Annotated in this window: 20 protein-coding genes and 1 pseudogene; 10 read left to right on the top strand and 11 right to left on the bottom strand. The window is 40.6% G+C overall.

The annotated features are described in order from the left end of the window. Positions 1-265: 265 nt before the first annotated feature. Genes LEP1GSC058_RS07740 through LEP1GSC058_RS07730 form a run of 3 tightly spaced genes read right to left on the bottom strand, consistent with a single transcriptional unit; the run spans position 266 to position 1,543 of the window. On the bottom strand, positions 266-682 hold the full coding sequence (locus tag LEP1GSC058_RS07740) for a GFA family protein (RefSeq protein ID WP_039948168.1): 417 nt from the start codon (positions 680-682) through the stop codon (positions 266-268). A 56-nt stretch (positions 683-738) separates the two neighbouring features. Beyond that, a complete protein-coding gene (locus LEP1GSC058_RS07735) occupies positions 739-1,212 on the bottom strand; it encodes an SRPBCC family protein (protein ID WP_016549040.1) in 474 nt (157 codons plus the stop codon). After that, a complete protein-coding gene (locus LEP1GSC058_RS07730; protein WP_039948190.1) occupies positions 1,199-1,543 on the bottom strand; it encodes an ArsR/SmtB family transcription factor in 345 nt (114 codons plus the stop codon). Before LEP1GSC058_RS07730 ends, LEP1GSC058_RS07735 begins: the two co-directional genes overlap by 14 nt. Before the next feature lie 724 nt (positions 1,544-2,267). Here LEP1GSC058_RS07730 and LEP1GSC058_RS07720 point away from each other — a divergent pair. The 4 genes from LEP1GSC058_RS07720 (at position 2,268) to LEP1GSC058_RS07705 (ending at position 5,865) form a co-directional block, all read left to right on the top strand. Then, the gene (locus LEP1GSC058_RS07720) at positions 2,268-2,942 is read left to right on the top strand and encodes an LBL_2463 family protein (RefSeq protein ID WP_016548963.1); all 675 of its coding nucleotides are present in this window, start codon (positions 2,268-2,270) and stop codon (positions 2,940-2,942) included. A gap of 29 nt (positions 2,943-2,971) precedes the next feature. Next, a complete protein-coding gene (locus tag LEP1GSC058_RS07715) occupies positions 2,972-3,886 on the top strand; it encodes a histidine kinase N-terminal 7TM domain-containing protein (protein WP_039948189.1) in 915 nt (304 codons plus the stop codon). Positions 3,887-4,299: 413 nt separating this feature from the next. Beyond that, on the top strand, positions 4,300-5,121 hold the full coding sequence (locus tag LEP1GSC058_RS07710; RefSeq protein ID WP_016549016.1) for an oxidoreductase: 822 nt from the start codon (positions 4,300-4,302) through the stop codon (positions 5,119-5,121). A 66-nt stretch (positions 5,122-5,187) separates the two neighbouring features. Continuing rightward, positions 5,188-5,865, top strand: a complete 678-nt coding sequence (locus LEP1GSC058_RS07705) for a TetR family transcriptional regulator (protein WP_016549021.1) — start codon at positions 5,188-5,190, stop codon at positions 5,863-5,865. A gap of 263 nt (positions 5,866-6,128) precedes the next feature. Here LEP1GSC058_RS07705 and LEP1GSC058_RS07700 read toward each other — a convergent pair whose 3' ends face one another. After that, entirely contained in the window at positions 6,129-7,115 is a 987-nt protein-coding gene (locus tag LEP1GSC058_RS07700) for a GDSL-type esterase/lipase family protein (RefSeq protein WP_232224638.1), read from the bottom strand. Positions 7,116-7,881: 766 nt separating this feature from the next. Between LEP1GSC058_RS07700 and LEP1GSC058_RS19950 the strand changes: the two are divergent. Next, positions 7,882-8,013 (top strand): annotated as a pseudogene (locus LEP1GSC058_RS19950) (ATP-binding protein); the annotation flags it as partial. Between the two features lie 459 nt (positions 8,014-8,472). Here the strand turns inward: LEP1GSC058_RS19950 and LEP1GSC058_RS07695 are convergent. Continuing rightward, a complete protein-coding gene (locus LEP1GSC058_RS07695; protein WP_016549051.1) occupies positions 8,473-9,198 on the bottom strand; it encodes a hypothetical protein in 726 nt (241 codons plus the stop codon). A gap of 487 nt (positions 9,199-9,685) precedes the next feature. Between LEP1GSC058_RS07695 and LEP1GSC058_RS07685 the strand changes: the two genes are divergently transcribed. Then, positions 9,686-10,750: a hypothetical protein gene (locus LEP1GSC058_RS07685; RefSeq protein WP_016549084.1), complete on the top strand. Its 1,065-nt coding sequence runs from the start codon at positions 9,686-9,688 to the stop codon at positions 10,748-10,750. 186 nt (positions 10,751-10,936) lie between these two features. Here LEP1GSC058_RS07685 and LEP1GSC058_RS07680 read toward each other — a convergent pair whose 3' ends face one another. Continuing rightward, positions 10,937-12,028, bottom strand: coding sequence for an SH3 domain-containing protein (locus tag LEP1GSC058_RS07680; RefSeq protein ID WP_016549019.1), 1,092 nt, complete (start codon positions 12,026-12,028; stop codon positions 10,937-10,939). A gap of 108 nt (positions 12,029-12,136) precedes the next feature. Between LEP1GSC058_RS07680 and LEP1GSC058_RS20305 the strand changes: the two genes are divergently transcribed. Both LEP1GSC058_RS20305 and LEP1GSC058_RS07675 read left to right on the top strand, forming a co-directional pair. Then, entirely contained in the window at positions 12,137-12,421 is a 285-nt protein-coding gene (locus LEP1GSC058_RS20305; RefSeq protein WP_084680391.1) for a hypothetical protein, read from the top strand. A gap of 94 nt (positions 12,422-12,515) precedes the next feature. Beyond that, the gene (locus tag LEP1GSC058_RS07675; RefSeq protein ID WP_016549038.1) at positions 12,516-13,085 is read left to right on the top strand and encodes a class I SAM-dependent methyltransferase; all 570 of its coding nucleotides are present in this window, start codon (positions 12,516-12,518) and stop codon (positions 13,083-13,085) included. A 90-nt stretch (positions 13,086-13,175) separates the two neighbouring features. Here the strand turns inward: LEP1GSC058_RS07675 and LEP1GSC058_RS20480 are convergent, their stop codons facing one another. Both LEP1GSC058_RS20480 and LEP1GSC058_RS07665 read right to left on the bottom strand, forming a co-directional pair. Beyond that, positions 13,176-13,541 carry an L-2-amino-thiazoline-4-carboxylic acid hydrolase gene (locus LEP1GSC058_RS20480; RefSeq protein ID WP_269571701.1) on the bottom strand — a complete coding sequence of 122 codons (366 nt, stop codon included), beginning with the start codon at positions 13,539-13,541 and terminating at the stop codon, positions 13,176-13,178. 301 nt (positions 13,542-13,842) lie between these two features. Next, entirely contained in the window at positions 13,843-14,682 is an 840-nt protein-coding gene (locus LEP1GSC058_RS07665; protein WP_039948186.1) for a helix-turn-helix domain-containing protein, read from the bottom strand. A gap of 539 nt (positions 14,683-15,221) precedes the next feature. Here LEP1GSC058_RS07665 and LEP1GSC058_RS07660 point away from each other — a divergent pair. Continuing rightward, positions 15,222-15,416, top strand: coding sequence for a hypothetical protein (locus LEP1GSC058_RS07660; RefSeq protein ID WP_016549044.1), 195 nt, complete (start codon positions 15,222-15,224; stop codon positions 15,414-15,416). Positions 15,417-15,533: 117 nt separating this feature from the next. Here the strand turns inward: LEP1GSC058_RS07660 and LEP1GSC058_RS07655 are convergent, their stop codons facing one another. Beyond that, positions 15,534-16,589: a methyltransferase domain-containing protein gene (locus LEP1GSC058_RS07655; protein ID WP_039948185.1), complete on the bottom strand. Its 1,056-nt coding sequence runs from the start codon at positions 16,587-16,589 to the stop codon at positions 15,534-15,536. 445 nt (positions 16,590-17,034) lie between these two features. On the opposite strand from LEP1GSC058_RS07655, the gene LEP1GSC058_RS07645 reads away from it, so the two are divergent. Beyond that, positions 17,035-17,586 carry a hypothetical protein gene (locus LEP1GSC058_RS07645; protein ID WP_016548949.1) on the top strand — a complete coding sequence of 184 codons (552 nt, stop codon included), beginning with the start codon at positions 17,035-17,037 and terminating at the stop codon, positions 17,584-17,586. Between the two features lie 68 nt (positions 17,587-17,654). On the opposite strand, the gene LEP1GSC058_RS07640 is transcribed toward LEP1GSC058_RS07645, so the two are convergent. Together LEP1GSC058_RS07640 and LEP1GSC058_RS07635 are read right to left on the bottom strand one after the other, a co-directional pair. After that, the gene (locus tag LEP1GSC058_RS07640) at positions 17,655-18,002 is read right to left on the bottom strand and encodes an ArsR/SmtB family transcription factor (protein WP_016549082.1); all 348 of its coding nucleotides are present in this window, start codon (positions 18,000-18,002) and stop codon (positions 17,655-17,657) included. Then, complete coding sequence (locus LEP1GSC058_RS07635; protein WP_016548981.1) at positions 17,977-18,435, bottom strand: SRPBCC family protein; 459 nt, start codon at positions 18,433-18,435, stop codon at positions 17,977-17,979. Before LEP1GSC058_RS07635 ends, LEP1GSC058_RS07640 begins: the two co-directional genes overlap by 26 nt. Between the last annotated feature and the right edge of the window lie 79 nt (positions 18,436-18,514).

Here is an 18,514-nt window from a genome sequence, read left to right as displayed (position 1 = left end):
TAATCGCTGCCGGCTATCGGCCAATTTCTATTTTGCTCGGGAGTTTATTTCCGATAGATGTTCTAATTTACGGTCATCTTCCATTATGATAGAAACGTAAAATAGATTGAAACTTATATTTTCTTTTAATATATTATTTATCCTGATCGGAAGTTTGTTCCCATTGGCGCGTGAGTCTTAAACTGCCAATGGATTACTTAAGGTCGGAGGAGCAAGTCTGTCCATATTACGCATTCAATGACGAAATTCTTACTAGCCAAAAATCTTATATTGGCGGCATCTTTTCGAATTTTGGCAGTGACGGATCGATGTGGTCCCAAGTATAACCCCGGTCAGCGTATGTCACAACCTGCGGTTTGTATCGACGCGGATCGTCAAGACTTGTAGCGTGCACCGTAAATAGTTCAGGCATAGCGGCGAACGTCATATATACCGGTGAGCCGCATTTTGGGCAAAAGCCGCTAGTCTTAATCTTGCCACTGTCGCTAGCCATATTAAATTCTGCCGCTTCTCCGTCGAGTTTTACCGTTTCCCGAGAGGGAAACGTCAGATAAGATCCATGACCCGTTCCGCTCATCCGTTGGCAGTCCCGACACTGGCAATCATTCATAAATATCGGTTCATCAGAAATGTTGTACCGAATTGTGCCGCAAGCGCATCCGCCGGAATAGGGATTATTCATTTTTGTTTTCCATCTAAAAATTTTTGAAAAGTCGTATGTTCAAGATTGTGATGCAATTAGGCCACCGAAATGTGCTGTGCTAGCGCGCGTCCTGACTCCAGGAATGTTTTGAGATTTGAAAGAACCCCGGGCCAGCCAGTGGATATCCCTGCAAGCATCTGTGGATCTAGATCTTCATGGGTGACAACCAAACGAACGATCCCATTCGCATAAGGCTCAATATCAAATGTTACCCGCGAATGTTTTGATTCTTCTTCGACTTCCTTCGGTCTAGCCCAGGTAAGAACCAAACGACGCGGGGGGATACTTTCAACAACCTTGCCCCTGATGTCGATTGTACCTGCATCGTCCAGGCGCTGATGCTTCCACTCCGAACCGGGCTCCCAATCCGAAACGTTTACATGCGCCGGATTCTTGGCTAAGGGATCAAGCCAATATTGACGCGTTACTTCAGGATTAATTAATGCACTCCATACCTTCTCCGGTGTGCTGACTATGTACGTGACATAGACGAAACTAGGTTTTTCCATCATTTTCTCCTTCAAGCTGCACTTTCAGATCTTGTAAAAACCGTAAGCGATTTTGTTCGAATTTTCTAACCCAACGCTCATAGACCTCGTAAATCGGCACAGGATTAATAAAATGCAGTTTCTCTCGACCTTTCCAAACTACGGTTACCAGAACCGCATTGATTAGGATGTCGATGTGTTGAGTCGCCGATTGTCTCTGCATATTTAGCTGTTCACACAAAGCCGAAAGTGGTTGGCCATTGTTTGCATAAAGAAGATCGAGAACTTTTCGGCGGCTCGGGTCAGCCAGCGCCTTAAATACTTTGTCAGCACCTTCCATTTCCTTTAGCATACCAAAACAAAATGCAGGTAAATGCCTGCATGTCAACAAAAATTTAAAAGTCCGGGCAGTGTCGTTCAAATTCCGGCGCAAGTGTAATTCTATGCATTCAAAACTAAATTGGACCGATCGCTCGGAATAGGGATTTTCATCGATAACATCCTAAATTTTTCGGACATTTAATAACTGAAGGATAGATCTTTGCCGCATGAACTTTGACCAAGAAATTTTCAAAACAAGAGAACTCCCCAACGAAATGTGTGCTGAAGAAGATTAAAATATTAATGATTTTAAAGCTGGCTGCTAGAAAGTCTCGGAGAACATTGGCTGAATTTTAAATTGAGCATAACTTTATAGAAGTTTGCATTTCGTAGCATTGCTTGGGATCGTCTAATAGTATCGTATATCAAATTACGGATTATAAAACTATGTGAAAGAAATGCTCCAATTTTTTTGTTCAACTTAGAACACCAATGTTTCGTTTGTCGGTTTTCTTGCTTCCGGTGAGTTGGGCAGGTTCTTCATATAATTTTGTCCGGGAAATTCGAGAACAAAGGCGCCTTAAATAATAAGGAAACCGATGCGAGAACATTTGCATATTTTAGGGAAAATGAAAATGTTTTTAATTTTAACTTAGCCCTTTGGGACTACCTGGGTAAACTAATTATTAAGCTGACCGGGCCGGTTTTTATTTTCGGATTGTCCATTTGTCTTAAGCCCATGCTATTGTTTCCGCATGGAACATATTAAAGAATCCTATCAAACATTAAATCCGTACGCTGTCGAAAAAAGCGGAACCAGAATTTACTGCATCGATTATTCGAGTAACCCAAAACTCGTATTCGATTTGCGAAAATTCATAAAAGAAAGCTATATCTCTCACGGATATGTCGGTTTTTCCGATGACTTCGATAGCTATAATGACCGACATTCTTACTATTTATTCTCGACCTCGGAAAGAGGGGAGGTTTTGGCGGTATTAAGAATTATGTATAAAGAAAATACAAATCTTTTACCGTTTGAGTGGGGATTCATTAAGGATGAATCGAAGCGTTACGCGCAGTATGAAACGAATGTAGCCGACTTAAACTCATTTATTTTTACTAGAGCCCTGGAGTCTCGGAAGGCTAGTAAATGCTTATTCGGGTATGCCGCTAAGCATATGCTGGAGAAAGGAATTAAGAGAGCGTTCGGGATGTATGATATGTCGAATTTAGTGATTAAGAGTGTGTACGAAAAATACGGGGCGGTAGATTCCGAAGAATTTCCAAAACCGATTTATTTTCCGGGATATGGGGTAATGCGAGATAATGAATTTTATGTCTCGTTATGGAGAATTATAGAAATCGCGAATTCCCAGCTAGAAAAATTAGTTCTTCTTGCCAACCCGATTGCAGGAAGAAATATTTGATCGAAAAATGACGTAATTTGGGGTTTATTTTGGCACTGCTTTCATCTATTCTACTTTTTTTATCGACCTACTTGTTTTATAAGTGGTCCGATCGAAATGGCCTATGTAAAGCTTATGCCTTATTGACATTTAGCCTGTCCTTATGGTGCTTGTTTTTATTCCTTGGGCAGGTTCATTTTTCACCCCCTATTCGCATTTTGATCGTGAATTTAACACCGATTCCGATCTTATTTGTCCCCTCGCTCGCGACTTATATCGTAGTCAATTATACTCGGCCCTATGATTTGCTCTCGCCGCCTAAGATCCTTACAGCCATTCATATTGTTGCAGTTATCAGCCTATCCATGCTTTGCTTAATTGGAGAAGTTTCTCCCGCTTATGCAGAAGGTGCCGAAGTCCGCTTTCGGGCCAGTGCCTCATACTACTTCGTGGTGGGTTATATTTATTTTTCTCTCTTTGCCGCGTTGGGCGTAATCACTTACAATTTGTTTTTTGGAAATTATTTTGTTCGGCTTCATTCCCTGTATCTCTTTGTCGGAATACTGCTCGCCTGCGTTCTTTCGGCTATCTTCGTAGTGTTTTTACCTTTGTTCGGAATTTACTTAAACTCCCTTGCCGCAGTCGGCATGCTTGCGTTTCTTTGGTTTTCTTGGATTCCGGTAACAAAATATAGGCTATTCACCACCGAACTGACCGATTTCGGAAAGGATTTTAGAAACCCTACGCTTTCGTCAGTTATCGTTGCGATCAATCGGTTCTTATTGAATACGATGGATCCTAAAGCATTTAAGGAGATCTGCGATCAATTTGAAAGCGCGAGATCGGAAGAAGCATTTGCTTTGCAGGCGGAAATGCTTTTGGAATCGGCGTATACAAAGGAAGGAAGCATTTCCAATCATATTAGAAAGTACTCAAAGAAGGTTACCAATCTATTTATAGCTTAAAAATATAATGTCCAATGATTCTAATTTGGACACGAATAGGCTAACGAACTTTAAATTTTCTTCCTATAGTTTGGATAATTTCTCAGTTATTTCCCATATCGTTTCATTGCATTGAATTTTGTTAATGCACGGCTTATCTCTTTCAAGAAAGTATAGTCTTTCTTCCCAATTAGATTTTGGTTCTACTTGATTTGCGAATACCTAAACTTTTGAAATTCCTTTTTTAATTAAAGGAGAATTCGTCCTAAATTCTATAACCGTTTTAGCCTTTTACTCCGCCGAAATACAGCTATCACAAGCTCGCTCCGGGTCGGGATTTATCGAAACCAAATCTTAAAAACCTATTGACAAGAGACCATTGGTCTATTATTTAATGTTTAAGAGACCAATGGTCTCTTAAACGGAGGAAATCAATGGTAACTAACAAAGTCGTACTCATCACGGGTGCAAGTTCCGGTATTGGTAAAGCTACTGCCGAAATCTTAGCGAGAAACGGTTTTATAGTGTACGGAGCCGCTAGAAGGCTATCTGAAATGGATGAACTTAAAAAACTTGGAGGGCATCCAATCCAACTAGACGTAACTGATGCAAAAACAATCGAACGAGTTATCGACCAGATTATCGAATCGGAAGGTAAGATCGATGTTCTGATTAACAATGCGGGTTTTGGGCTTTACGGAAGCATTGAAGATACAAGTATAGAAGACGCAAAATACCAATTCGAAGTGAATATATTCGGATTAGCGAAACTGATCCAGAGCGTTATTCCTCATATGCGAAAGCAAGGATCGGGAAAAATCATTAATATTTCTTCCGTAAGCGGGAAGACATATGCTCCGCTCAGTGGTTGGTATCACGCATCGAAACATGCCGTAGAAGGGCTTTCCGATTGTTTAAGGCTTGAGTTAAAACCGTTTGGGATAGACGTTGTTATCATCGAACCCGGACTTATTGATTCGAATTTTAATGATTACATTGACCCGCTATTGAAACGCTCAAGCGGAGGCGCATACGACGCGATGGCCAATAAAATCGCCAATATCTCGAGGGGCTACGTTGAAAAAGGACGGAAATCCTCTCCTAAAGTGATTGCTACCGCCATTCTGGATGCAATCAATTCCTCGAAACCAAAAAGGAGATATGCTGTTGGAAGGCTTGCAAAGCCAATTTTATTCATTCGACGTTGGCTGGGTGACGGTGTGTTTGACAAGTTGGTCATGCGGCAATATAAATAAGCGAAGTTTATATAACTTTATAAATATTTTAACTACTTATCTTGCTAAGTGGGGGTAGGATTTTTTATGACCTGGCAAAGAGCACGGTCGCCGGAAAGGATCGATGAACGCAAAACTGCGATCTTAGACGCCGCAAAAGAACTATTTAGCCTAAGGCCTTACGAAGAGATTAGCCTCAATGGGATTGCTGCTCATGCCAAGTTTACGAAATCGAGCGTCTATATTTATTACTCGAGTAGAGAAGAGATTTTCTTGGCCGTTTTTTCGGATCTTGTTGCCAAATGGTCGGAAGATCTATGCGAAGTTTATCGGGGTTTGAAAAAGGGAATTCGTGTTGAATCTTTCGCCGAAACTTTTGCAAAGGCCACGGCGAAACATAAAAATTTTCTCGATCTATCCCCTTATGTTTACCTTTCTTTAGAGAAGAACAGTGCAGAAGAACAGGTGCTAAAATTTAAAACGCTATTGCTTCAGATATATTCCAGGCAGACTGCTGAATTAGAGAGAATCTTTCCAAGTCTCACTTTCGAAGACGTTCGTACATTTCTGTATTTAAGTCATACGGTTATGGCAAATCTCTGGGCATCCGCAAAGCCGAACAAGACAGTATCGAAAATACACTCCAAGGTCGAATTTCGCGCTCTTACTCCTGACTTTGAAAGCCAACTGAAAGTCGCAGTTATCGTCATTATGACCGGAATCCGGGAGTCTCGTACGAACTTTGCCACCTTAAGCAGAAAATAAAAAGTCGACCGCTTATAAAATAAATCATTTGATATCTTTTACCCGTTATTATATTTCTGGCGAAGACTGCGAATTCTCCCGATAGATATGAGTGCATAAGATAATAATAATATTCAAATACGTTTACTCATTGCCAACCGGTATTTCAGAAGATTATTTATAAACGATAATTTCTCCAGCGCCGCCTTCGCCGAAAAACAGCGTATCCTATTCTCGCAATCCACAACCGGGAAAACGGAGCAAAAGTCGGAACCTATCCTTTCTTAATTAAGTTTTAACAATTGTTCTAACTTTTCTTTCGAAGGGGTCATTTGTCTGAGTTCCTCCTTGGAAGGAGTCAATTGCTTCTCCGCCTTTCCGGTTGTAATACCGGAACAAGGATCCTCCTGCTTCGGTTGATCTGCCTTAATTGCTCGAATCCAAGTACAAGCAAGTTTCATATATCCTAATGCGCTCGGGTGGATGCCATCCACTGAATAGTCGGGACCGGGCATCAACGTATGATGCATATCTACGAGGGTCATCCTGGCTCTGCTCTCAGGAGGTTGATTATACCAGTTATTATATATATAGTTATTATATTTAAAGATTACCTTATTAACGGTCTCATAATCGAAAGAATAGGCGCCCGGTCCCGGAGCGGAGACCTTGATGATTTGAGCGACGAACAGGTGAGTCCTCGTATTGCTCTTCAGCAAAGTATTAAGTAAATTAAACAAGTTCGCGCCAGTAGTAGCGGCAATTTGGTCAATCTGCGCATCGGTTACGTTCTTAATTTTTAGTACCTGCCACATATCGTTTGTTCCAGCGTGAACAAGAGTGATATCCGAGAAGCTAGGACGAACAGCGATTCCCGTCAATTGCTCGATCGTCCATCCCGGGTATCCGTCGTGAGTTTGGGTATTTGTGAACCATTGCTGTACGTAAGATCCTCCACTTTGATAACCCTCCGTGGTAAAAACGATCCCATCCCCCATTGTAAGAGAGAGTAGAGTCAGCCATCCCCGATATCCTCCGCCTCTTTGCCCGGGAGGCATGCATACGAATTGTCCGATTTCGATGATAGGGCACTTCCAGTCATTTGTAAAACCTATGCCGTAAGTGATCGAATCGCCGAATGGGCGAATTAGAACCGGGTTGACTAGTTTATAAGGAGCGGGTTGGGCTGCTGCCGCCGTACTATAAAATAGTGAAATCAAAACGAACGCCTTAGTTAGAGACTGTCTAACTTTCATTTTTATTAAAACCATTGAACTGAAGATATCCTTTGCCATTTTGAACAAGTCAATATATTTTCTTAATGTAGATTAAATAGCTCAGATTATTAATCAGTTCATCTTTCGCGGAAAACGAGGATCGGGTTGGGATGAGAAAACCGGGAAAATACTCCCGGCAGTTTAAAAAAGGGAATGCTATATTACCTATGTTTGGCTGTCATTTTATGGTTACGTTTTCTTAAAATTTAATATGACTATATATGGATAAGTTTTAATTTTATAATAATGTACTACGATAAACTTTAAAATAATAAAATATTCAGTTTATACAAAATTATAATGTACGGTATGTATTTTATGGAACATGAAGGCTTGAATGTGAATCTGTTTATAGATTTTAAGTTGAACTTCGCAATCGTTTGCACAGTTGGATGGTCTTAATAACTGTGGATATATAGCGCTAAATTAATCGAAGGAAGTTGTTCGGTTTTGATCTCTGGTTCTCGTGTCTTTTTTGCTTCCTGCGATAGCTCTTGATCTGTCTTCATGTGACTGTCTTGATGATTTGGAAAATGATAGGCGTAATCTAGTGAAATAGTTTAGAATTGAATAATATGTCTAAAAGGGAGTGCTTATTTCGGAATGGAAGAATTGAATCGGAATTTGACAATCGGTCGGCCCTCATGCCTCTTAAATGATCGCCGTTTATGCTGAATTTCCGGCTTACAGTGTCAAAGGTAGAAATAAACGTTAATCAATTTTGAAATATTAATTTTCCTTATTAAAACTCTTTACAGTTCCATCTGCAACGGAGTTCAGTGGAATCGGTATCGGCCTTGCCACAGTTCAAAGAATTATCAAAAGACATGGCGGTAAGGTTTGGCCGGAAGGACAGCCGAATCAAGGTGCTACGTTTTATTTTACTTTCTAAGAAAGAAAAAGTATCTGCGAGAAAATAGAATTCTATCGGTTGCGGATAAGTCTGATGGCAAGGATTGAGGTTAAGGACTTTAAAAAAGCCGGATTAAAAATGAAATTGATGATGTAACATAACAGAGAAGTATCGCCGGAAAAGATAAGTCGGACTCCGCAAGCAAACGGAATTCTATTAAATTAAAAAGGAAAATATATTGCGATGAACCGAGCGAATGAATTTTCTATCAGTTTCGGCATCATTCGCCTTTCTTTCAATGAGCGCTAATCTCCCGTTTTATTAGGAAACCTTTCCGCTTTCATATTCTTTAATTCATTTAACTTTCTTTTATCTATTCCGATTATAAAATCACGCATCGGATTATAGCCATCTTATTAGGCTTGTCGTAAGCTTTGCACAATCGCATTCGTCAAATTAGGAAAATGAACCGGAGCGGTCAGGTAAGGACTATCGCTTTTATTCTTTATCTTCCTTCTTCGATTTCGCCTGAGCGGATCGTAAAGCCTTTGCTTCGAGAAGCCGAGTATATTTTTCCCAACGAGCGCCGGCCTCAGAATTGTTTTTTTCCACATGAAAATAACAAGTTTCCGCTCCTGCAGGAATTGTACTCTTAAACATTACGTCCCAACTACAGGTCCTACCCTGCGTTTTCATAAATTCCATAGCTGCCTCTAACATACCTTGCACGAAATATCGCTGCACTCGACAATCCATGGCTCCATAGTGATCCTGATGCGGGCACCAATCGATGTGAAAGTTCACTCGGTCATCATCATCGATATTGGGCGATTCAAGAGAAGCATAAGCGATGCGATTGATGATCGTCGCATAAAAACTGATCCATTCAGAATCGGTCATATCATTCGGAATTGTTGTACCTTCGGTAATTTGCAAACCGATGTCATATCCGATTTCACGGAGACTGTCATAGATAAGAGATTGGCCTTCCGCACCGAATTTCTTTTCCACGTTTTTTAAAATTCCAATGACAGCCATGGCTTGCATTGTTCCCCATTGCCAAAGGGTTGCCGGATCGAAATTTGTCTTACCGAGAATCTCGTCCCGAAGTCGCTTCAGACCCCGTCCGTACGGTTGATTGAATTGAAAACGGTCCCAGGCAGCTTCCGATCTCCGTTTCCAATGTTCCTTCGTTTTATCAAGATGGTCAGGCTTCGTAATCATAGCAGAATATTCCCACGAAAACGAAGGATTGCAAGCATTTCTGCTGCGCTGGGAACCTCACACAAACTTAGATTCAGAATTATACGAATCCAAAGAATTTCGAAAGACCTGTTTAGAATTTTTTAAACAAAGAAAAAAACCGGGATTCGAAAAAATCCGAATCACTTTCGATCGATCGTATAAAATTCAAGCTGAGTCTGAAATCATTGAGAGAGCCGTTATTCGGCGGGCCGCCGTTATTTTTATAGAATGGAAACACGGTAGTACAGAGAATGTTTCCATTCAGTTAGAAAGGAAAACCGGATTATTTTTTAAACGATGGTATTCGATGAAAATGAAATGTGGAGGTTGGCTTTCGATTCATCGGAAAATCGATTAAGTCCTTTTTTTTCTTTGACTTCGACAAAAAAGGAATTAGAATTGTCCTCCCTTATCCGATATGAAATTTCTTTTTTACTCACTTTTGTTTTCATTTACCGTTTCCTGTATGAAGTTCCAGGAAAACTCGCTTGATCCTAGTTCTCCGAGTGGATTTCTTTTTTCTCTTTTATCTTCGGAAAGTCTATACGTAGCGGTCGGTGCCAACTGCACTTCATGGACCTCGAGGGACGGAACAAATTGGAACGTTCAGCCCAATACGCTTTTCCCGAATTGTACGGGTAGTGGCGGCGCTACAATTAATGCTGTCGCTTATGGGAATGGTAAATTTGTAGCGGTAGGAAGCCTAACATCCGGAACCGCAGGTTGCGGAATTTGGAGCAGCACGGATGGACGTAAATGGATTCAAAGTACGTGCGGAGGAGGGATGGCTACGCCTTTGCATTCCGTCGCTTATAACGGTTCGAATTTCGTTGCCGGAGCTGAGGATAATTATCCTACCTTTGCGACTCATTTTATCCAACAATCTGACGCAACTGCTTCGACTTGGACCCAGGTTTCCTTTGGGGCCACAGCGATTAACGGTTTTGTTTCCTCGGTAATCTCTGTGGGTGGAACATACTATGCTACGATTTCGACGGTCGATTCATTTACCTCTTCAAACAACGGAGGAACTTGGTCACAGTTTTCTTCTTCCCTGACTAGCTTGGGCGCTTATGCTTCTAGCACTAGCTCTCCTCTAAAAATCACCGCGGGTTCCGGATCCAGGTTGATCGTGTATGGGACCTCCTCGACTTTCATTCCCGACTGGAGTTATACGGATGATTTAGGGGTTACATGGACGACGAGAACTTCCACAGCTGGCGCAAATACGGGATTTAATGCTGCGGTTTATAATCCGGTCTCTAGCTTTTTCGTAGCGTTAGGCACTACCTGTCTTTTAGGACTTTCCTCGACCGGAGGAACAAATATGGATCCGCCTACGAATATGCAGAGCGGATGTTCGACTACGACTTGGAATGCTCTCGTGGTTAATCCCAAATCAGGATTACTGGTGGCGGCTGGCACAAACGAAAACTTCGCTTATTCACCGCTTCTCGGCGCTCCCGGAAGTTGGACGATTTCTACGACTGGGAATACGAATACTGTGAACTCGATCGCCTTAAGGCCCTGAAAAATTAGGGAGATTCGATTCGTATCGAAAATTATGAACGTAAAAGATTAAATATTGAATGTAAGAGAATATTTTATTCGAATAGCGAGCGGGTCTATGCATTCGAGAAGCCATTCTTTATCCGAGTAAAACTGCACCTTCTTTCGGTTTTAGAGTCCATCAAAATTTTGTATGTGTAAATGGATTCTATTTCTTATCTTCCGGATAAAAGAAAGTAAAACTGTAGTTTTTAATTTCCCGGCTGCATTTGAAATTATTCTTTTCGTACATAGAATATAACTTTTCCATAAACGGAAAATAGAAGGAAGATTTATTGTCCGTTAGGAACTTTTTAAAACTACTTCGAACTTCAGGGAGTAGCGTCTGATTCCGGAAATCACAAACGGGAGTATTGTCTAATCCGTTTGCGTAATCGTTCATATAAGCTCTTCGGAATTCTTCGGCGCGTTTTCGATCAGGAATGGTTTCGTGGTTTTTTATAAACTTCTCAATCAAACTTATTCTCTTTCTCATTTCTTCCCAAGAAATTCCGATTCCACCGTCGCAGGTATAAGGGTCACCGACTTTGGATAGAAGTAGTAGATATTCTTTGAATTCGAAGGAATATTTAGACAATATTCCGGCGTAGTAATCGTAGTATTCTACCAGACTCGATTCGCCTTCGCAGTATTCGACGGTCAAACCTGAATATTTGAGTTCATTTACTAATTTCGTATTATATTGGCCGTAATCGAGTTGCAGTTTTTCGTTTAATTTGGGATTAATTTCTTCCTTCTGCATATTTAAAAAAAATGTAAAGGAACGAAACGCATTTTCAGCGTCTTTCGAATTTGTGTCGAATGCCGAAAGAAATTTCTCTTCCGCTTTCTTGATCGACGATAGTTCTCCCTTTTTTAAGGTTTTTAGATATCGCAAATAGCCTGCAAGTTGATCTTCTTCGTTTACTTTCTCTAAATAAGCGTCAAAGACCCACCCTCGATTTCCTAACCATTCTACTTCGACCCATTTCCCGGCTTTTCCATTGATGACTTCTGTTTTATCGCTTTGTTCGAGTAATTCTACCCGCGTTCCTTTCGGTAATAATACTATTATCGAACTATTTTGCTCGGGTCTTTCTCGAAGATTTAGCCAATTATCGGCGATAACCTTTGAATAAACGGAATCGGCATTTAAGTTTGCGGAGTTCGAAAAGGCTATCAGTATTGAAAAAAGAATTTTAAATATTGAATTGTGAAAGCTGATCTTTAAATTTAGTTCGAAATTTAGTAAATTCTGCATCACTCTATTTCCTTGCGGGTTATTCCGATAGTTAAGAAATGTTTTGAAATTGACAAGCTTCTTTATCGAACCCGATTCAACCATAGAACATAAAATGGATCATATTCAATGAGGATTCGCTGGTTTGCATTTACGGTATCTATTCTGTTTCTTGAATATTGCCAGGATGCGCCGGCCGTTTGCAGAAGAGAATGTCGGGAAAAACTCGTAAATTGCTTCGCTTTGGACATGACCGTTCCGGTCGATTCCCAAAGTCGGATATCGTTGACTTGCTATCTCGCCGACGCACTGTGCGAATCAAATTGCAATAGCCCCGGAGGAACGACTAAGACGAATACTTCGTCCGTTCATCGAAGCGGATCAAGCAGCGAGCAGAGCAGCGGTGGTAAATAGAATCAGGAATTTTCTGGCGGTTCGGTAAGATTTGCTTTCTCGCAAATAATCCTTGGATCAGAGTGTATAAATGAATTTATGAGGTTTATGAAGTATGGCAAAAGTACGAGATAGCGGGATGCCCGGCGAAGCATATTGGGAATCATTATTCTCTGTGGATACGATTCTTGAAAAAATGAAAATTAATTCAGATCTTCAGGATGTCGTTGAAATCGGCTTCGGCTACGGAACTTTTACTATACCGGTCGCGAAGATAATAAAAGGGAAGATAATTGCTTTCGATATCGACGAATCATTAGTGCCTGGATTTAAAAATCGCATCGATAAATTGAATATTAGGAATATAGAATATAAAATCAAAGATGTTCTTGTTGAAGGGGTGGAGATCGGCGATTCTTCGGTCGACTATTACATGCTGTTTAATATATTGCATACCGAATATCCTGATATGTTTTTGAAAGAAGCCTACCGCGTGGTCAAGCCGGGGGGATTTTGCGGGGTTATACATTGGCGCTCGGATATTCCTACGCCGAGAGGGCCGGCCATCGACATTCGACCGAAACCGGAATTTATCAAGTTATTGCTGGAGAGTAGCGGATTTGCGATTGAAGAGCAAAACTTGATTCTCGAACCATTTCATTTCGGTGTCCTCGGAAGAAAATAATCAGAGAAAAACATTTCTTGAATTTTTCAAGTCAGCCAAGATCTGTTATCATTCTTTCGTAGCTTTCACTCGTTACAAAAGTAAAGTATGCTATTTTTTAGGAACCCTCTCGAAGTTAAACTGGCAGTCGGAGTCGTTCAGGCCTAACGTAGTCGGACGAGAAAAAGTTATCCCATGTCTGTCCTGCGAAACCCCTTTTGACCATGATATCAAATCCCATTTACATGCTATTTTCATGAGTTCTGGGACTTGATGTCTTCGAAAATAACTATTGTAGAAACAATCGTGCACCAATAAATGATACGAATTAAGATCATCCGTCGCTCTCGAAAAGGAAAAAGTAGATCCGAAAAAATTAGATTCTTGTCTTTTGGACACATTTACCATGTATTGAAACGGATCTTTCGATTTATTCAGCGCTTTTAATATATATTTTGCGATCTTATCCGGTTTCATATTTTCAAAAAGAAGGTTTTCCGTTATCTCAATCGATCTATCAATGCTAAAACCATTTTCAATACATCGATCGTAAGTGGCGCGAATTAGACAGCTCCATGAAAGATGGTATTCCGATTGAATATCGACGAGATAGCTTTTGTCTTGTTTCTTGAAGTTACGGTAGTTAGCTTTTATTCTTTTAATGTCTTCCGGATTGAAAATCGGGGAATTTTTCAAAGTTTTCCAGTAGGTCAAATTCATTGAAAGCTCATACCAAAAATTCGTTATGAACAATCGACGGAATACTTTCCTTAAACCCTTAGCGGCTACAATTATTACGGCTATTTTTATCGCCAACACTATGATTAATATATTCATTCAAATCTCCTTTAAATTCGGAGATGATCTTAATGAATATATTGGATTCGGTATTGGATAATTCGGACATTTTAGATAGGTATGAAGAAGGATTTTGTCCGGCGAACCGCTTAAATTCGCGTATCATGTGCGATTGATCGCTATACTTATTTTCGTATGTTTTTTGAACTAAAGAAAAGATTGAATATTCATTTTGATGCAGAATAGATTGCCTGCATTTTTCGAATTTAGCAATCCTATACAATAACTGCGGCGTAAATCCGGTATAGGATAGCACTAAACGACGGATCTGCCTTGAAGAATAGCCGATTTCTAAAGCTAATTTTTCCAGCCGTAATTCAGGCTTCTCCATTATTCTCCGGGCGATAAATTCTGCAAGAATCGCTTTCTTCCCGATATCTATCTTCTTGAAGAAATTCGATATATGAAACGATTTCTCGCTTATGATACTATAAGATTCGACTAATTTGCGGAAATGTGCGAATTTTTCTTTCGGTAAAATTTCTTCTAGATCAACCACCTTATTGGTAAAGAGATTGGCCGGAATTTTTAAAAAATTGAATATGAATCCGGGCGTAAGCTTAATTGCAAAAGTATTCATAAAGGAATACTTTATATTCCAGTCGATCGAAATATCCGTTTGGCCTACTAGCAGATACTTATCTTCCTGCACCTTTAAATATGGCGATAAGCTAGCGATCGAATTTACGGTCCGTATGCGGTGTTGAAAAGCGGATTTGTTTAGAATATAATATTTTTCCGGCTCTAAATCTTTATTCATCGAAGGGATATTGTCCGACTTACTTTGCATGATTTTAACTTCGAGCAAAATTCACCATAATCTTTTGATTTTGAAATCTTAACCGTTTTGATTTCTGCGAGTCAACGTATTTTGCTCGTCTTAGCTTAGTGGGACGAAGTGTTTGAAAGCGCGTACGATAACGATTCTAAGCGACTAGGCCTTACGCGAGATCCTCGGTGGACGGAACACCTATTGAATGAGTGCGCTCCGAGACTGAACCGCCGATCAAAGGTAGAAACGGACGCATCGATGCCCATTTCATGGCAAAGGCGCGCGATTCTGTAAGGCATATCCGGTTTTTGAAAAATCTCGTTTAAGATCAGACGTTTCCGGAACGTGCAAAGTTATAGTATATACAATAATAAATAATATCTACGATCACGAATTAGATCCTTACGGACTTACTTCCAGCCAATTTTCAATTCTCGCTCTCATTATCAAGACGGGATCTGCTTCTCAAAACCGGATAGCTAAGTTTCATCGGATCGAAAAATCCGCTCTCTCGAAATTTAAGGTTAATGGAAGAGGACGGTCTTATACAATTAAAAAAGAACGGTCGCAGCGTGGATGTGACAATGAGTAAAGAGGGAGAGGGAATTTTTTGCAAGAGTATGGTCGGCTGGAGAAATGCGCAATCCCAAGTAAAACTCAAATTGAAGAAAGACGGAGTCGATGCGATCGGGGTTTTATTCTCCAGCCTGACGGACAGTTAATTTTCTAATTCGTTTTCCAAATTCATTTACCCTACAATATTAAATGCAATATCGCGACCATTATCCTGAAAATTCGCACATCGGTTTTAAGCGCCGCGGCTTCCTTATTCCATCTTTTCAGCAGCAGGCTCCTGATTGAGATACGGATACTCCGGCTGAAGAAGGTCCGCAGTCAAAAAGGCCAAAGTGTTTAGATTTATCCCCCAAAATCTGAAAGTATTCGCTATAGCGAGTTTTGGAGAGCATATCCGCGGTGTTTCCGCAAACTAACATGGGTTTGTCGGTCTCAAATAAATGGTGATCATCTAATATAAATCTATACGGGAGATTTTCGAGATTTCCCTTATAGAACGCTACTTGTCCAAAATCCTCGCAACGGTCTTCCAGGGGAATTTTAAATGCGCGATAGGTGATGGAGAAAAAATTCACATGTCCGATTTTACGCTCTATATCTTGATTTTGTAAATTTATCTTAGTTTGAGAAACGATTCGAAAGTCTTTGACTCCGAACTGAGAAAGAAGCCGACGGAAATCCTCGGTATACAAAGCTCCGCCCAAACATTCCCCCAATAAAATCGGATCCTCTTTGAGTTCTTCCGGAATTCTTCGATCGGCGAATACGTCGCTGAAATATAATTCTCCGCCCGGTCTCAGAACTCTAAAGATTTCGGAAAATACCGATGCCTTGTTCGGCGAGAGATTTATTACACAATTGGAAACGACGAGATCTACGGAATTATCTTCGATTCCTAGGGATTCCAAATCTTCGATATAGCCTTTCTTAAATGAAACATTAGAACTTTCGTATCCGAATTGAACTCTATGATAATCCTGATGGGAAAGAGCCACTTGGAGCTGCTCCTCGGTCATATCCACCCCGATAACATATCCGTCTTCTCCCACAAGTTTTGATAGAAGATAAACGTCGCGACCCGATCCGCATCCTAAATCCAAGACGGTCCTACCGGAAAGAGCGGGTGGGAGAGGTGATCCGCAGCCGTAAAATTTATCTTTAACTTCAGGATGAATTTTATTGATAATCGGAAGATACGAAGCAGGAAATGATTCGATATTGCAACACGCGGATGTTTTCAAATCCTTATTTGATTGCAATACTTTACCGTAATAATTTTGAACAGCCTCTAATGTTTCGAATGCGGTTTCCGTCGCCATTTTTACTCCGATAAAATGAATTCTTTCAATTCGATTATCAACTTCGAGATCGTAACTCCTTCGATTTCCCGATGTCAACATGGTTTTTGCCCTGATTTTTCGAAGGAATTCATTTAGTGGACCACATTAACCGTCATTTCCATCGACTTTGATACGGAAGATTTCGACAGAGGATATTTTTTACGGATCGAAATAATCGATTAAAAAAGGGAAGTCGGATGATTTCAATGATAGACGGAAATAAAAACGAATGCGTTTATCGCGATTCTGCCTATAATAACTCCGAAGCCTAATGATTTTAATGGTCTGAAGACGGAACGTCCTGCTGCTGGTTTGTTGAATTTTTCCAATTAGTTCCCAATCCGATTGGAAATTTAACGATGGGAAGAAATTGAAATTTTGCGACGGAAATCTATTAGAAAGTCGGCTTCCGAGGTTTTTCATAATGAGAAGTGGCGCTATCGTCCTTATTTTAGTTCTCTCAATTCCTTTCCTTGATTGTCGGCAAGGTCACTACACGAATGACAAAGTTGATGATTCGCTAAATCAATTTATGTTTGTCGCACTTTACTTGTTGCTCACTCAGCCGTCCCCTTGCAGTACCTTCAACATAGTTCAACTGACGACCTCTTATCAAAAATTACCCTTTTCGCAGGATAATATTAGGCATCCGTCTCCCTACTGGGGGGATTCGTTTGTCGGTTATGCGGCAGGTACTATATTGGCGGGACAAAGTTATAAAGTGCAGTCCACTACCACTAATCTAAATTCTAGTTTTGGAAGCGCTTCTGTGTATTATCCTCCGGCAATATGTTCTAGCGAGAATACGGCAAATATTGCTTCGAGAGCGCTCGCCTCATGTAGCTCTAGCTCGAATAATATCTCTTGTTCAGTCAATGGCGGTTTTACGAATAATTATCTTTTCGTACTGGAGCTTTACTTTCCGTACTCATTATCGCTCGTTTATCCAACCGATATTTCGATTAAGATTCAATGAAGGTTCTTGTCATCGGTCTTTAATGGAACGGAACGTCTTTATTTCGAGTAAAGTCGATTTAGAATTTCTTAACTATCGACAAAAGATTTCAATCTGGAAAGCGCTTGGTCCCATTGCTCCGATACGAATCCTAGATATTCCCGAATGTCTTTAAAAGGTTTTGTATCAAGTTCAAAAAGATTTTCGCGCCCAGAATACGTGCTCTGAACGATTCCTACGTTCTCCAATACTTTAAGGTGTTTGGTGACTGCTTGTCTGGACAGTTTCGATCCTTCCGTTAATTGAGAGATGGATCGAGGCTGTCCTTTTGAAAGCTTTGCAACTAAAGATAATCTTGTCTCGTCGCCGAGCGCGGCGAATAAGGCCGCATATCCATGCAGCCGGGCCGTCTCACCTCTGCGAATGGACTGCGACATACTCGTTTATATTCTTCATTTGGGAACTCCAACCGCCCTCATTCATTCTGAATGCTTCCGCGCGACGGTTCTCGGGAATTTTTTCGAATCCTGACTCGATGACGGTCAGCAAAGTTCCCTTATGAGTTTTTTCAAGTAGAAATTCGACGAGCGTCGGTTCCTCTTTCGAGTAGTCCACCTTCATATCGAGAGCGTAAGGATGCCAAGTAAAAGAGAAGAGTCGTTCGGGCTCTATTTTTTTTACAACAATTTCGAACGTAAAATCCTCGTAGCCCGGCCAGGTCATCCGAGCTTGATTGGCTTGACCTACTATAAACTTGTTTTCGAATTTGGCTCGGAACCATTCTCCAAATTGCTTATGATCCGTCAAAGCCTGCCATACCCGAGAAACGGGGGCATCCATTTCGATTCTTTTTTCTATACGATTTTCCATGTGCTACCTCTTGGTTGCATAATAACAAGAGTCCGGAAAAATGCAACAATTTTGTTGCATTTCTATTTAATTTATCCGT

This window comes from Leptospira fainei serovar Hurstbridge str. BUT 6 (assembly GCF_000306235.2).
GTDB lineage: Bacteria > Spirochaetota > Leptospiria > Leptospirales > Leptospiraceae > Leptospira_B > Leptospira_B fainei.
The sequence above is the reverse complement of the archived record's forward strand: the minus strand, read 5'-3'. Positions and strand labels throughout refer to the sequence as shown.